Source organism: Saltatorellus ferox (assembly GCA_007751475.1).
GTDB lineage: Bacteria > Planctomycetota > UBA1135 > UBA1135.
Genome location: CP036434.1, coordinates 6969107 through 6984748, shown reverse-complemented (window position 1 = coordinate 6984748; position 15642 = coordinate 6969107). Strand labels below are relative to the sequence as shown.

Annotated in this window: 10 protein-coding genes; 5 read left to right on the top strand and 5 right to left on the bottom strand. The window is 67.4% G+C overall.

The window, feature by feature from the left end; genetic code table 11:
- Both Poly30_RS28920 and Poly30_RS25265 read left to right on the top strand, forming a co-directional pair.
- A complete protein-coding gene (locus tag Poly30_RS28920) occupies positions 1-699 on the top strand; it encodes a response regulator transcription factor (protein WP_419190655.1) in 699 nt (232 codons plus the stop codon).
- Complete coding sequence (locus Poly30_RS25265) at positions 696-2195, top strand: sensor histidine kinase (protein ID WP_145204283.1); 1500 nt, start codon at positions 696-698, stop codon at positions 2193-2195. The genes Poly30_RS28920 and Poly30_RS25265 overlap by 4 nt, the downstream gene beginning before the upstream one ends.
- Before the next feature lie 42 nt (positions 2196-2237).
- On the opposite strand, the gene Poly30_RS25260 is transcribed toward Poly30_RS25265, so the two are convergent.
- Genes Poly30_RS25260 through Poly30_RS25245 form a run of 4 tightly spaced genes read right to left on the bottom strand, consistent with a single transcriptional unit; the run spans position 2238 to position 10238 of the window.
- Positions 2238-2840, bottom strand: coding sequence for a nitroreductase family protein (locus Poly30_RS25260; protein ID WP_145204279.1), 603 nt, complete (start codon positions 2838-2840; stop codon positions 2238-2240).
- 21 nt (positions 2841-2861) lie between these two features.
- On the bottom strand, positions 2862-5021 hold the full coding sequence (gene scpA, locus Poly30_RS25255) for a methylmalonyl-CoA mutase (RefSeq protein WP_145204276.1): 2160 nt from the start codon (positions 5019-5021) through the stop codon (positions 2862-2864).
- Entirely contained in the window at positions 5018-7066 is a 2049-nt protein-coding gene (locus tag Poly30_RS25250; RefSeq protein ID WP_145204274.1) for a methylmalonyl-CoA mutase family protein, read from the bottom strand. The genes scpA and Poly30_RS25250 overlap by 4 nt, the downstream gene beginning before the upstream one ends.
- A complete protein-coding gene (locus Poly30_RS25245; protein WP_145204271.1) occupies positions 7053-10238 on the bottom strand; it encodes a DUF2339 domain-containing protein in 3186 nt (1061 codons plus the stop codon). Before Poly30_RS25245 ends, Poly30_RS25250 begins: the two co-directional genes overlap by 14 nt.
- Before the next feature lie 278 nt (positions 10239-10516).
- Between Poly30_RS25245 and Poly30_RS25240 the strand changes: the two genes are divergently transcribed.
- Positions 10517-11401: a DUF6502 family protein gene (locus Poly30_RS25240; protein ID WP_145204268.1), complete on the top strand. Its 885-nt coding sequence runs from the start codon at positions 10517-10519 to the stop codon at positions 11399-11401.
- A 21-nt stretch (positions 11402-11422) separates the two neighbouring features.
- Positions 11423-12835, top strand: a complete 1413-nt coding sequence (locus tag Poly30_RS25235) for a DUF5666 domain-containing protein (protein ID WP_145204265.1) — start codon at positions 11423-11425, stop codon at positions 12833-12835.
- A gap of 79 nt (positions 12836-12914) precedes the next feature.
- Here Poly30_RS25235 and Poly30_RS25230 read toward each other — a convergent pair whose 3' ends face one another.
- Positions 12915-13586: a hypothetical protein gene (locus tag Poly30_RS25230; protein ID WP_145204262.1), complete on the bottom strand. Its 672-nt coding sequence runs from the start codon at positions 13584-13586 to the stop codon at positions 12915-12917.
- A 126-nt stretch (positions 13587-13712) separates the two neighbouring features.
- Between Poly30_RS25230 and Poly30_RS25225 the strand changes: the two genes are divergently transcribed.
- Positions 13713-15323 carry a hypothetical protein gene (locus Poly30_RS25225; protein WP_145204259.1) on the top strand — a complete coding sequence of 537 codons (1611 nt, stop codon included), beginning with the start codon at positions 13713-13715 and terminating at the stop codon, positions 15321-15323.
- Positions 15324-15642: the final 319 nt, after the last annotated feature.

Sequence of the window (15642 nt, the reverse complement as noted above, 5' to 3'; positions counted from 1 at the left end):
ATGAGACTGCTTGTCGTAGAAGATTCCGCGCGTCTGCGCGCCTCCCTCGCCACCGGACTGGGCATGGCGGGCTTCGCCGTGGACGTCGCTGCCACCGGACCCGAGGGGCTGGTGCTGGCCGCCAACAACCCTCTCGATGTGATCGTCCTCGATCTGGGGCTTCCCGGGATGGACGGACTGGAGGTTCTCTCCAGGCTCCGCGAGAGGGGAGTCGAGACGCCGGTGCTCATCCTGACCGCGCGCGACGAGGTGGAGGACTTCGTTCGGGGCTTCGACGCAGGGGCCCACGACTACGTGGCGAAACCCTTCGCCATGGAGGAACTCGTCGCCCGCTGCCAGTCGCTCGCCAGGAGGAGCTACGGCAGCATCGGTCTGTCCGTGCCCATCGGTACGGCGGTGTTCTTTCCGGCCGGCCGCCGTCTGGAACGGGACGGTGAGGACATTCCGCTCAAGGCGCGCGACATGAGAATCTTGGAGTACCTCGTGGCGCGACGCGGCGAGGCCGTGACGCGAGAGGAGATCGAAGACCACGTCTATCGCACGAAGGACCTGCCCTCCAGCAACGCCGTCGACTCGGCCATTTGCTTGCTCCGTCGCAAGCTCGACGCCGACGGCGAACCGAGTCTCATCCAGACGATCCGAGGCGTGGGTTACAAGCTCCAGCTGCACACGTCGGAGCTGGAAGCGGAGAAGGGATGAGGTCGGTCAGGAGTCGACTGCTCGTCTGGCTGGTTCTCGGTCAGGCAGCCATCCTGGTGGTGATGAACGCGGTGATCTGGCACTTCGGCAGCAAGATCATTCGGGACGGTTTCGATGAGCATCTGGCCACTGACGTTCGGGCGATCGGGACGCTCTTGAGTCAGGCCGGTCCGGACCTGGAGCTCGAATTCTCGGACGAACTCATGCCGCAGTACCTGCCAGGTGCATCCCCTGCCTACTTCGAGGTCTGGGTCGCAGGCTCGGGCGTTCTGGAGAGGTCTCTCTCGCTTCGGAGCCAGGGCGCCGTCGACGGAGGCGGACTGATCGACCTTCCGAGGCGAGGAGGGACCGTCATGGCACCGGATGCCTGGGACCTGGAGCTACCCCACGGCGTATCCGGGCGTGCCGTCGGCATCACGTTCCCCATCCACGAGTACGCGTCGGTGAACGCGGAGGGGAAGTCGGCACCGCGCGCGAACGCCACGATCGTCACGGCCATCGATCGCGCGCCGCTCGACGCGCAGCTGAATAAACTGGGTATCGGCCTGGCGACGCTCGACGTCGCGCTCATCCTGGTCAGCGCGCTGCTTCTGTTCATGGGCGTGGATCTTGGCCTGAAACCCATGCTGAGCCTCGCCAAAGACCTGGAGACAGCCTCGACGTCGGAGGAGGCCCTCGAGCTTTCCTGGGCCGAGGTGCCCAGGGAGATGAAGCCGGTGAAGGATGCTCTTCTCCGTTTGCTGGAGCGCGTGGACGAGGCCTTCCAGCGGGAGAAGAGGCTCGGCGGGAACATCGCTCACGAACTCAGGACGCCGATCGCCGAGCTGCGTGCCGCGGCGGACGTCGCGCTGATGAAGAGCAACAGCCGCAGTGCGTTGGAAGACGCCGTGCGCACCTCCCGAGCCATCGCCGAGGAGATGGAGACCGTCGTGCATGCCATCCTTCGGATCTGGCGTGCGCGCTCTGGTGGCGCCCGCGAGCGCCTCTGCATCGTCGATCCGTTTCAGGTGCTGGATAGCTGCGTGGCGGGCCTTGCCTCCGTCGCGCGCGATCGACGAATCGCTGTCCGCGTCTCGGGCGATCGCGCGCTCCAGGTGTTGGCGCCTTCGCACATGCTCGGACTTGCGCTGGACAACCTCATTCGGAACGCAGTCGAGCACGCCGTCGAGGGAACCGAGGTCGAATGCTCGGTAGAGGCCGTCGCGGGCCGAGTCCAGGTGCAGGTGAAGAATCAGCAGTTCGGTCTCAGCGAAGCCGACGGCCCATTCGTGCGCGAGCCCTTCTGGTCGCGAGAGCTGAACGTGAGGCAGTCCGGAAACACAGGGCTGGGCCTCGCGCTGGTGGACGCGCTCGGCGAGGCCTGCGGTTTCGATCTGGACGTCCAGATCCGCGGCGGCGAGACCCTCGCAGAGGGCGCGCAGGCGCCGGGGACGTTCACGGCCACGCTCTGCGTCGATCTCGCGACAGAGTCAGCCCTGGACTCCCTGGCGTCCTGACGTCAGGGATCGCGACCAGGACCCGCGACCGCCCGACGCCGATCAGAATCGATCCGTGATGACGACTTCGTCCATCGAGAGCTGGCCGGGCTTCGGCCAGGCCTCTTTGGTCCCCTTGCCGATGGCGACCATGGGACCCATGACGTGGTCCTTCGGCAGGCGGATCAGCTCCGCCACCTTCTCGTGGTCGAAACCGATCATCGGGCACGAGTCGTAGCCCATGGCCTTGGCCGCCAGCATCAGGGTCTGCATGGCCATCCCGATCGAGCGCTGGGCCTCGTCGCGCTGAAGCTGCTCGCGCCCTTCGTGGAACGGACCCATCCAGTTGACGAGCAGTTCGGCCACTTCCTTGGGAGCGTCGCGCCAGTACCGCGCCGGTTCCTTCTCCCATGCCTTCATATCGCCCGTCATGACGATGAGGATCGAGGCATCGGTCATCTGCGCCTGATCGTTGCCGTTGGCGCGGATCTCCTTCCGAAGCTCCGGGTCCTTGATGACGACGAAGCGCCAGTGCTGGATGTTGAAGCTGGTCGGGCTCTGCATCGCCGCTTCGAGGAGCTTCTTCAGATCCTCCTCGGGCATGCGGTGGTTCGGGTCGTATTGCTTGATCGAGCGGCGCCCGTGGATGGCATCGAAGGTTTCCATGGGCGGAAGAATACCCGACCGCTATCGCAGCTTGTCGATCAGTTCCCGGGCAGCGTCCGTGATCACGGTACCGGGGCCAAAAACCGCAGCGGCGCCCATCGCGATGAGCTTGGGGACGTCGTCCGGTGGCACCACGCCGCCCACGACCACGAGGATGTCAGGACGATCGAGGGCAGCCAGCTCCTTCTTCAGGGCCGGCACCAGCGTCAGGTGCCCCGCCGCCAGGGACGAGACGCCCACGACGTGCACGTCGTTCTCGACGGCCTGCCGCGCCGTCTCCGCGGGCGTCTGGAAGAGCGAGCCGATATCCACGTCCCAGCCCAGGTCGGCGAACGCCGTCGCGATCACCTTCTGGCCGCGATCGTGGCCGTCCTGGCCCATCTTCGCGACGAGGATCCGCGGGCGGCGCCCGTGCTCCTCCTGGAACTCGCCCGAGAGCTTGCGCGCGCGATCGATGCCTTCGTTGCCTGCCTTCATTTCTGACTGGTACACGCCCGAGATGGTGCGGATGACGGCCTGGTGGCGGCCGAAGGCGTCCTCCATGGCCTGGGAGATCTCGCCGACCGTCGCGCGGGCGCGCGCGGCCTCGATCGAGAGCGCCAGGAGGTTTTCGTCGTCGGTTCGAGCCTCACCGCGCTCGACCTTGTGGGCCGCCGCGCGAAGCGCGTCGAGCGCGGCTGCGACCGCCGCCGGGTCGCGGTCGCGCTTGAGCTCCGCGAGGCGCGCGAGCTGGCTGTTGCGCACCGATTCGTTGTCGACGCTCAGCACCGGAATCTTCTCGGCGTGCTTCGGCGCGAAGCAGTTCACGCCGACGATCGGCTGAATGCCGGAATCGATGCGGGCCTGGGCGCGAGCGGCCGCCTCCTCGATGCGCAGCTTCGGCAGGCCTTCCTCGATCGCCCGCGTCATACCGCCGAGCTCCTCGACCTCCTGGATGTGCGCCTCGGCGCGCGCGACGAGGTCCGCCGACAGGCGCTCCACGTAGTACGAGCCGCCGAACGGATCCACCGTGCGCGTGATGCCGCTCTCCTCACTGAGCAGGATCTGCGTGTTCCTCGCGATGCGGGCCGAGAAGTCGGTCGGGAGCGCGAGGGCCTCGTCCAGCGAGTTCGTGTGCAGGCTCTGGGTGCCGCCGGCGGTCGCCGCGAAGGCCTCGATCGCCGTGCGAGTCACGTTGTTGTAGACGTCCTGGGCCGCGAGGCTCCAGCCCGACGTCTGGCAGTGCGTGCGCAGTGCCAGGGACTTCGGGTTCTTCGGCTCGAACTGCGCCACGAGCTTGGCCCACAGCTGGCGCGCCGCGCGCAGCTTGGCGATCTCCATGAACGGGTTCATGCCGATCGCGAAGAAGAACGACAGTCGCGGCGCGAACGCGTCCACGTCGAGCCCCGCCTCGATGCCCTTGCGGATGTACTCGACCCCGTCGGAGAGCGTGTACGCAAGCTCGAGGTCGAGCGTCGCCCCTGCCTCCTGCATGTGGTAGCCGCTGATCGAGATCGAGTTGAAGCGCGGCATGTTCTGCGACGTGTAGCGGAACACGTCCGCCACCATCGAGATCGACGGCGTCGGCGGATAGATATAGGTGTTCCGGACCATGAACTCCTTGAGGATGTCGTTCTGGATCGTGCCCGCGAGCTGCTCCGGGCGAACGCCCTGCTCCTCGGCCGCGACCACGTACAGGGCGAGGATCGGAAGCACCGCGCCGTTCATGGTCATCGAAACGCTCATCTGATCGAGGGGGATCCCGTCGAACAGAACGCGCATGTCGAGGATCGAATCGATGGCGACGCCCGCCATGCCGACATCGCCGACGACGCGCGGATGGTCCGAGTCATAGCCCCGGTGCGTCGCCAGGTCGAAGGCGATGGAGAGGCCCTTCTGGCCCGCTGCCAGGTTGCGGCGATAGAACGCGTTGGACGCCTCGGCGGTGCTGAAGCCCGCGTACTGACGGATCGTCCAGGGGCGGCGCACGTACATCGTCGAATACGGTCCGCGCTTGTAGGGCGGGAAGCCCGGAAGCACGCCCTCCTCGGCGAGATCGGCGGTGTCCTCGGGGCCGTAGTGGGAGCGCACGTCGATGCCCTCGGGGGTCGACCAGACGGATTCGCCCGCAGCGGGCCGAAGGGACTTCGCGGCGGCGGCCGTGTCCCAGTTGAACTCGGTGAAGTCGGGGATCGTGCTCATCGGGAAACCTCCGCGAGGTCGGCGCCAGCGCTCTTCAAGAAGCTCGAGAGGGCAGCTTCTGCGTCGCAGCCCATGAAAATGTGGCCGTCGAGCCCGGCCTCTTCGAGCGGCTTCGCCGCGCGTTCCGGTGGGGCAGCGATCCAGACCTCCCGAGCTCCATGATCGCGCAGCGAGGCAAGCGCCTCGAGGGCGATGTCGGACCCGTAGTCGTCGTCGCTACCCGCCAGGCAAACCAGCGTCGCTCCGGCTGCCTTGGCCGCGGCGCCGAGCTGCGCCGGTGTCAGGTCCGGCTCGCTCTGGACGACCTCGAAGCCTCCGGCCAGCAGCAGCTGGGTCGCGAACCCCGCGCGGGCCGTGTGCCGCGCGAGCGGCCCAAGGCAGGCTAGGAAGACCCGCGGCGGCTCGGGCAGCGCCTCGGCAGCCTCCACCAGCCGTTCGAAGACGCTGGCCTCCCGGAACCCGGGAACGGCCCGCATGGTCTGCCGTGCGCCGCGGACGAGCGCATCGCCGATCTCCTCGATCGTGGCTCCCTGGCGCGCCGCTTCACGAGCGTGGGGGAAATCGTCGATCGCCCCGATCGAGACCGTTCCGCGGGCGGCCAGGCGCGTGGCCGTCGCCGCTCGTGCGGCTTCGATGGCCCCACCTTCCGCGGCCTCTCGGTCAGGATCGAGTTCCAACGAAGCACCCGGGTACTCGGACACCCCGACGAGGGGCCAGCGTCGATGGGCGATGGCTTCGTGAAGATCGGCCCGTGACCGATCGAGCTCGCCCGCCACCCAGTCGGAGTCCAGCGCCTTGACCATGCCGCCCTCTTCTTCGACGGCCAGGAAGACGCTCCAGGCGGCCTCGCAGAGTCCGTTCGTGCGCTCTTCCACGTAGTAAGCGCCGCGCGCTGGATCGCCCACGTGTTCGAGGCGCGACTCGTGCGCGAGGACCAGCTGGGTGTTCCGCGCGTTGCGCCGGCCCAGCGGCGACGGAAGGCCCAGCGCCGTGTCGAAGGGGAGCGCGGTGATCATGTCGGCGCCGCCGGTGGCTCCGGCAAAGACGCCGAGCGACGTGCGGAGCATGTTCGTCCAGGGATCGCGCTTGGCCAGTCCCCGCGGGGAAGTGGTGACCGACAGCTTCATCGGCGCGCACTCCTCGATGCCCATGGCTCCCAGGACGCGTGCGCAAAGCTCACGCGCCGCCCGCAGCTTCGCGATCTCCGTGAACACGTCTCGCCCGACGTCGAAGCGCCAGACGAACTCGACGTGCGCCTGGGCCGGCGCGAGGCCATCGTCCTCCAGCCAGCGCAGGTACTGGACGAACGTCGCGAGCGCGAACCCGAGTTCCTGCGCGGCGTGCCCGCCCGCGCGATGCCAGACGCTCGCATCGATCGCGATCGAGCGGCCGTGGTTCAGCTTGATGCGGCTGTACCCTGCGAGCTGACAGAGCTCCCGCCGCGCGTCTTCCATGTCACCTGGAAGGGCACCGTCCCGGGCGAGGGCGCCGATCGGGTCCATGCCGAATTCCACGCGCGTGTCCTCCAGGTCGACGCCGCGCTCCTGGCAGAGGGCGGCGAAGGTCGCGGCCAGGGGAAGCGCGTTGGCGTTCGATTCGAAGGCGATCGGAATCGCGTCCAGGTAGACCCCGTCGAGCAGGCGATCGAGCGCGCCGAGGTCTTCGATGTCCACTCCGGAACTCCCGCGCTGCGCCTGGTCGCCGAGTCCCTTCGCGGCGCTTCCGAGCCGGATGCACAGGCCGGTGGCGCCCTCGGTCAGGTCGCCGAGCAGGTCCGCGTTGGCGTGCTTCGCCGAGGGGTGGGCGATCTCGGTGGCGATCGTCCAGCCGCCGGAACCGATCTCGAACGATGGCGCAGGCCGGCTCGCATCGGCGACGTAGAGCGGCGCGATCCCGAGGCCCTCCAGGGTCTTCGTCACGAGCGAACGTTCGAAGTCCCGTCCGGGACCGAGCTCCGCTTCGACGCGGCCTCGCCAGTCCTGGTAGCGAGCCTGGTAGCCAGACACATGGGTGGGGTTCGTTTCGGTGCGATCAGGCGGCGTCATGATCGAGCAGGTTATCGACCTTGGCCTCTTCCGTCCCGAGCACCCTGGCGTAAAGCAGCGAGACGCCCAGGAGGGCGACCGCGAGGCCGAGGAAGCTGGCCACCCGCGAGAGGCCCGTCAGCGCGCCCAGGTCGTAGAGGAAGACCTTGAGGATGAAGGCGATGAACAGGCACAGGCTCGTCCAGCGAATGGCCGCCGAGCGCCGGACCATGCCCCAGGCGAGGAGTCCGCTCGCGAAGACGCCCCAGGAGATCGAGAGGCTCAGATCGCGGGCCTGCAGGCGCTCGTTCACGAGGCGTATCGCCTCGCCCGGGGCGGCGAAGTGGTTCAGGACTGCGGCGTTCATCCATCCGAAGAGCAGGGCGAGGATCCCGGCGCCGGTGGCGTACTGCAGGGCAGCGATGGAATCGGTGGGCTCGACGAGCGCTATCTCGTCGGATCGAAGGCGGCCCAGGGCGACGCTCGAGGCCCATGCCCCCGCGAGCACGAACCCGAAGTCGATCGTCAGCTGCAGCGGGAGCAGGGCGGCCGTCGCGAGGAAGCGCCCGGCCACGAAGGTCAGGAACAGGAGCCCGACGGCTGAGATGAGCACGAGGACGCTCGCCATCTGGACCAGGGAGCCGAGGGCCGCGCGGCGCGCGAGGAGCGCGATGCTGCCTGCCGCGAGCGCCGTCGTCGCGATGGTGGCCTGGAAGGAAAGCTCGCGCGCCAGCACCGCCGACGCGAGGATCGCGGCCACGGCCAGCGGCCCGAGGGCAGAACGCCGATCGACGCGATCATGGAGAGCGCCAACGAGTACGGCCACCAACGCGCCGCCGACGAGGAGCGCCTGGCGCAGCGGCCCGTCGAGGAAGGCGTCCGCGGTGACCGGGTCCCCGTAGCTGCTCGCCCAGAGCATGGCTCCGAGCGGGCCAGGTGCCCGAAGAAGGTAGAGCAGCGGGAGCGCGGTGATCCAGCTGATCGATCGAACGCCGATGGCCTGCCGCCGGGTCAGGGCAGCGCTGGCTCGAAACGCGCGGCGCGCGCGAACGGCGGCAGCGAAGGGGAGTGCGCTGAGCACCGCGGCGAGGGCTCCGAGGGAAACCGACGGATGCGTGGGCCTCAGGTAGGCATATCTCCACGGGTCTTCCGTCTTCTCGATGAGGTCGGCGAGGAGTACCGCGACGCCGATTGCGCCCAGGATGAGTACGAGGTGCCGAAGGCGCGGCGCAAAGCTGTGCTCTTCCTCAAGGATCGGCCAGGCGACCGCCAGGGCGATCACTCCCACGGAGGCTCTGGCAAGCAGGAGCCCGGTGACGGGTGCGTGGCCCACGCGATCGATGGCATCCACCAGCGCAGGCAGTGCGACGAACGCGGCGACGGCCGAGAGTGAGGCGGCGAAGCGGCCATCGCGCACCGAGCGAAGGAGGTGGGAGAAACCGAAGCAGGCGAGACCGAAGGCGGGGAGCGACCAGAACCACGGGTCTGCGAAGCCCTGGAAGCCGAACCGCGGTTGCTGGTACATCGCGACGGTGCACCCGGACAGGAGGCCAAGGATCGCGCCGGGCAGATGGCCTCCACCTGCGAAGCGAGCCGCGTGGCAACCCATCAGGACCAGAAGCCCGATGAGCCCGATGAAGGCGCCATCCGCCGTCTCCTGGCCTTCTTTCGCGATCAGCGCTATCGGGAACGCCGACAGGAGCGCGAATGCGTAGGGACCTGCGGCGGCCCAGGACCTCTTTCCTCCCTGGACGAGTTCCTTGCGCTCGATCCGAAGGGCCAAGGCGCTGAGAAGGATCGCCAGCAAGAGGGTGCATATGGCCCAGCGGTCGAAGTCCGGATTCCCGCTCCAGCCAACGCCCGGGGTGGCGAGTTGGGTGCCCATGACCGACTGGAACAGGCCAAGGAGGACCGCCGAGGCAAGCGCGCAGCCCACGAAGTAGAGGGCCGTTCGGAAGCGCAGGGTGGCGGTCGCCGCCGCGCAGATCAGCACGCCTGCGAGGGCCGCAATCGTCCAGACGGACGTTCCTGGAGGCAGGTGAACGACGAACTGGCGTGCCAGCAGGACGAACGGAGCACCGAGTGCGATCACCAGGCTCCAGGCGTCGAGTTCATCCCGTTCGCTTCGCTTGCCGGGGGAGGGCCCCTGGCCCACGATCGCCAGCGTGAAGAGCACGGCAGACGAAGCAACGATCAGGGCGATCGTCCAGAGCGATGCGGGGTCAGCGGCGTTCTTCTCGGACCAGAGGATCTGAAGCGCGACCGTTCCGACCAGGGCGGCTGGCACGACGGCGACCCAGCCCCGGACCCTGCTCAGGGCGAGAAGCGCGAGGTCGAGGATCAGCACGTACCCGAACAGCGTGGCCGTCGAACTCCGGTCGAGCGTGCCGAGGAGCACCGGCGTTGCGAAGCCGCCGATCAGGGCGAACGAGGCGAGGATCGGCGCGTTCCTTCGAAAGGAGAGCAGTAGCGCCGCGCCGGTGGTGGCCGCCATCACGACGAGCGCAAGGGGCGGAGAGACGAGACCGTGGAGCCGAGCTGCCGCCCACGCACCCCCGTACATGAGCACCGTGCCAGCGCCCGCGACCGAGTCGGCCAGTACGACGAGCTTGCGCACGCGTAGCGGCCCGTGGGCGAGGAGCGCGAGCGCGCCGACGCCGAAAGCCAGGAGGTCGCGCGCCGCCGGTCCGAGCCATCCGCGCTCGATCGCGACCTGGACGAAGAAGAGCCCGGCGAGCACGAGCGCGATGCTGCCGACGACGGCGGCGCCGCGAATACCGATCCAGCGCTCCCAGTCGATCCCGGCGGTCGCGGTGGTCGCAGTGGGGGCCGCCTGTCGAGTCGGGGCTACCGGCCGTATGGGCGCCGCCGAGGTTCCCTGGACGACCTCTACCGGCTCGTCGACGAGTTGGCCCTCGAGCTCTTCGACATGATCGCGTGTGGGCTCAGAAACGAGAGCGACCGCCGTGATCTCGCTGGGAGCCGCGTCGTGCAGCCGCTCGACGCGGGGCTGATCCTCTAGCCGTTCGAGCTTCCTTCTCAGCGCATCGATCTGGCGGTCCAGACCTTTCAATCGCTCGAGCACATGGAGCGCGAGCAGACCTCCTCCGACGAAGAGGAAAACGAGCAGCAGGATGATGGAGGGCAGCAATGGATGGGTCCAGCGGAGTGCCAGCGGGACGCGAGCTCCCACTTTCCCATCCTAGAAGTCCCGCCTGGCGCCGGGGAATCATCGCGGTGAGTTCATGGATTCAGCGGGCGAAGCGATGGAGGCGCATCCTTGGCGAGGAGTACCGGCGCGCTGAGTGAGGGTCGGGGCGGCGGAGCTCTGACCGCCGGACCACTGGATGGTGAAGAGGGGATATCTGCCGCAGGAGAGTCTCAACGGGGGCTGCGCCCCGATCTGAGGCGCTCTTCTGAATTTGGGGGAAATAATTCCCCCAAGCGGCCGCGACTGGGCATACTGCCTGCATGTCGAACGAAGCACGCTCAGCCACGCAGGACGCCCTCCTCTCGGCGACGGCCCGAATCTTGAGGCCGCTCGTTCGCGTCCTCCTGCGGAACGGTGTCGCCTGCAACGCGGTCACCGAGGTGATCCGGCGCTCCTTCGTGGGCGTGGCCCATGAGGAGTTCGGGCTCGAGGGGAAGGCCCCGACCCAGGCCCGGATCTCGGTCTTGACCGGCCTGCATCGCAAGGAAGTGTCAAGGCTCCTCAAGGAGCAGGGCTCAGGCATGCCTCTCCCCGAAGAGCGTCGCAACCGCGCGGCGAGCGTGCTGGGAGCGTGGCTGCGGGACCCGGAGTTCCACGACGAGAACGGCCACCCCCGCCCCCTGGAGCTGTCCGGTGAAGGAAGCTTTGCGGATCTGTGTAAGCGCCACAGCGGCGACATGAAGCCCGGCTCCATCGCCGACGAACTCCTGGCAGCTGGAGCCCTCGAGAAAGAGGACGGCAAGCTGCGGATGACGTCGCGCGGCTACGTTCCCGGCAAGGACCCCGTCGAGATCCTGCGGATCCTCGGCACCGACACAGCGGAGCTCATCGAGACCATCGATCACAACCTTCGCTCCGACCCCCAAAGGCGCCGGTACCAGAGCAAGGTGATGTACGACAACCTGCCCGCCGATTGCGCAGAGGAGTTTCTGCGCTACTCCGGCGCGCGCGCCCAAGCGCTGCTCGAGGACCTGGATCGCTGGCTCTCCGAGCGCGACCGCGGGGAACAGCCTTCGACCGGTAGGAGCCGAGTCGAGCTGGGGCTTGGGGCGTTCCAGATCGTGAACGAACGCTCGAACGAAGATCCAACCACAACGACCACTGAATTAGGGGAGCCCGCCGACCCTTCTTCGGATCAGGGATAACCGGCGAACCACCTTCCAGATATGACGATCAAACAACTATTTTCCTCCATCCTTCTCCTCTTGATCGCTGCCTGTAGCGGCGGCATCAGTGGAAGCGGCGGCCAGCCCACCGGCTTCTCCATTGGACCGATCGACGGATTCGGGAGCGTCATCGTGAACGGTGTTCGCTTCGAGAGTTCCTCGGCGACCTTCACGAAGGACGGCGTGGCCTCCAGCCAGTCCGAGTTCCGCGTGGGCCAGGTCATCGAGCTGAGCGGCGACTTCGGTTCCCGCGTTGCCTCGTCGGTCACCTACCGTTCAGAGATCAAGGGCCCGGTGACCTCCGTGACCGTGACCGACCCGACGCTGGGGCTCGGAACGCTCGTGGTGCTCGGCCAGACCGTTCGCGTCAACGCGCAGACGGTTTACGACGGCACGTCGCTCGGGTCTATCAGCACTGGCAACCTGCTGGAGGTCAGCGGACCCAGGACCGCCGATGGTTCGGTGGTCGCGACCTACCTCGAGGCCAAGAGTCTGCTCCCCGAATACAAGGTGGTGGGTACGGCCACGAACGCTACCTCGACCACCTTCAACATCGGCGGGCTAAGCGTCAACTACAGCAGTGCTGACACGAGCGACCTCCCCGGGGGCGTCGTGAACAACGGCGACCGAGTCGAGGCCAAGACGGACCCGGCCGGCTTCAGCGCTCCCTCGAGCTTTGTGGCCAACAAGGTCGAGCCTGCGAATGGCCCCAGCGGCCAGTCAGGTGCGCGCCTCGAACTCGAGGGCTACATCACGAACTTCGCCGGCCCCGGAGACTTCCGCGTCCTCAACTTCCCCGTGCGCACCGACTCGGGAACGAACTTCATCAGCGGCAGCGCCGCGAGCCTCGCGAACAACGTCAAGGTGCAGATCAAGGGCTCGATCGCTGGCGATGGCGTCCTGAGGGCAGACTCCTGCGAGATCCAGTCCTCCGGTGCGATCCGCACCGAGTGGGAAGTGGAGTCCTTCGACGTCGGCGCCTCCACCGTGACGGTCCTCGGTGTCCAGTGGCAGATCCGGTCCAGCACCGAGCTCGAGGACGACAGCAGCGCGAACGTGGATCCGTTCACGCTGGCCGACCTCAACGTGGGCGATCTCGTCCAGATCCGCGGATTCCTCGACGGAACGACGCCGGTGGCGAGCCGCTTCGAGCGCGACGACCCCCAGTCGGATGCCCGCCTCCGCGGCCCCGTGACCTCCGTCACCATCGGCGGGTCCTTCGATTTCGAGATCCTCGGAACCGGCATCCGCAGCGACGGATCGACCATCCATCGCGATGAGAACGATGCGGTGATCTCCCAGTCAGCCTTCTTCGCCGCCCTCTCGGAGGGAGTCTTCGTGGACGCCAAGTGGGATCCGTTCTCCGGGACGTCCGGCGCGGCGGACGAGCTTTCCCTGGAGTTCGACGACTGAGCCCCTGGTCCTGAGAGCCTGAGCAACGTTGGCTCAGGCTCGTGGTCTGCGCTCCCGTGGTGAGCAGCTCCGGCTCGATCTAAGAGATCTCGCCGCCGGGAACGCAGACCTCGCCGCCGGTGGGACTACCAGCGAACTCGCTCCGCCCCATCGGAATGAACTCGATGCTGACGTCCTGGAGCAGAGTTCCCGGAGGGACGAGCGATTGGCCCACTCCGGGAACCACGAATCGACCGCCTCCCGCCGCCGAGATCAGCCCCGTACTGATCGTGCGGGAGACCGGCATGACCGAAACCAGCGTGGACTTCGTACCCACGGCGAGCGGACGCGTCACGCTCACCGGCAAGAAACCAGCCTCGTCGATCGCAATGACCGCCATCTCCTGCGCCGGGAATGCCGTCACGTCGAGGCTGTCGGCGAGCTCCGAACCCTGGAGGGTAGCGGTGATGTTCAGCGAGTCGAAGATCGCGTAGCCACTGGAGTTGGTCACCAATGTCTCGATTCCGCTGACCGCCTCCATCTGGACGGTGACCCCCGCGATGGGTTCCCGCGTGAGCGCGGAGGTCACGATGGCGCTGGTACAATCGCGCTGGTCCCGCAGGCACGCGCCTTCGACGACGTGAACCCCCTGGGTCCGCAGATGTTCCAGTGCGAGGTCGAGACGGGCGTACATGGGGGACGGCACGCCTGATGACGGCTCCGTGACTGCGATCAGGTCGCCCGGGCGAGGTGGGGCGGGAAAGAGGACCATGTCGGCGAGCGTAGCAGTGATCGGGTTCGTCTCGGTCCAGCGTGCGCCAATCGCACGCTCCTGCTATCGTGGGGTCCGCCTGCCGCGTACTTCCCGCACGGTACACTCTTTGCAATAGGGTCCCACATGAAGCTCGCAAGCTCCCTGGCCGTCATGGCCGCGTTCGCTCCCTCGTTCGCGGCCGCTCGCTCGCTCGTTCAGGATTCGTGCGCCACGGCCGTGCCGCTGGCGTCCGCTGTGCCGGGGAGCCCCACGGTGGAAGGGAGCGGCAATCCGGGAGGCGCCGTCGAATTCTGGGTTCGGACTTCGCTCCAGGCGGGGGAATCACTCTTCGTGTTGGGCCTCGGCCAGCTCGATCTCGGGAGCGGACCGGCGGACCTTCGTTACGAGATCCGTGATGACTCGTGTGGAGCCGTCCTCGCGAGCGGAGCGGCGTCGGACGCTCCTTTCCGCATCCGCGCCGCCTCCCCGATGGTGGTGCGCTTGGGGCTTCGCGACGTCTCGGGAGCGGATACCCGGGCCGTGGTCTTCTGGAACCCCTACGTCGAGGCCGACGGGTGCGACCGGCAGCAGGCAGACCCTCTCGAGCCGAACGACTCGGCGTCTGCGGCGCGATCGATCGCGGCTGGGATGTTCGCTGGCCTGAACGCCGGCCCGAGTGATCCGGACTACTACCTTCTTCGGACCGAGCCCGGCGAGCGACTCGAAGCCGAAGTGCAGGCGGCCTATCTCGCGCCTTCCTTCAGCCGCGCCGAGGTTCTGCTTTCGGACGCGCTGACCGGCGAGGTGCTGGAGACGAGAAACCTGTCTTCTCATCAGGGGGGACCGGTGAAGCTGTCGTTTCTCGAGGATGGCCCCGTTCCGCGACACCTTCTCCTTCGGGTGGAGGTCCCCGAGGCATTCTCTTGCTTCGGCTACGACCTCGACGTTCGGTTCATCTCCGAGCCCTGTAGCCGACTGCTGGAGGATGCCCTCGAAGGTCCCGATGAGTGTGGCCTCGGCACCGTGCTTGGCGCGGGACTCTATCCAGATCTCGCCGTGTTCGGCGGGGACTCTGACGTCTACGAGCTGGACGTGCCGCTCATGGCGGCGAGCGCGACCGCTGTCGAGATCACGATCCGTGCTCCCGTGAGGGTACCTTTCGCCTACGTCGAACGTACCTGCGGCGGCTCCTGGCGCTACCGGCTGACGGAGCAGCCCGACGGGAGCCTCCGTGGGCTCATGCAGATCCCCGCTGGCACGGACGTACGTCCCACGCTCCAGGTGGCGGTCCCGGACGCCCTCGTGGATCGCTGCCTCGCCTACGACCTCGAACTGGTCTTTCACCCGGCGCCGCTCGGGTTGCCGTTTTGCGCGCAATCCATCGTCGGAGAATCCCAGAGCCTGCGCCTGTGGGGCGACGACCACGTGGGTAGCAACCGCCTTTGGGTCACGCTCGATGACGTCATTTCCTCGGCGGCGCCGCTGATCGTGATGGCCGGGAACCAGCGGGACATGGCGCCGCTGATCAACGTCTTCGGGACGGAGATCGGCACGCTTTGCCTGGGCGGCGCGATACGGCGAGCGGCAAGGACCCCTGCGAACGTCACGGGGGTGAGAGTCGTCGGCGCACGCGTGGACCTGGACATGCCCGCACTCGCGGTCCTGCAAGCGGGCACCACCTGGATCTTCCAGGGCTACCTGACCACCTTCAACGGGCGCTTCCTGACGGAGGCGGTGGCAGTGACGTTTCGCTGATGCAGAGACGCGGAACGGCGACGCGTTCGATTTAACTCGTGAATAATGCGGGCTCCTATGAGCACGGCCTCGTCAAGGTCGTTGTAGTGAATTTTGGTCGTCGTCCTGCTCCTGGATGATTGAATCGTTGGGCGGTTGGCAGCCCTGGGCAGGATGTATCTCGGCAGACCTTTGGAATCTGCTGCGTGATACCCATCTCCGCCCAACCCGCGCGTGCAATCTCGCCTGCGGCTTCGCGGGCGGAGTCTGACCTGAGCTAGAGAACGTCACAGTCCCTGTGCCTTCAAAGGGCGCTGGGCGGCCGCAGCCGCCCAGAGCG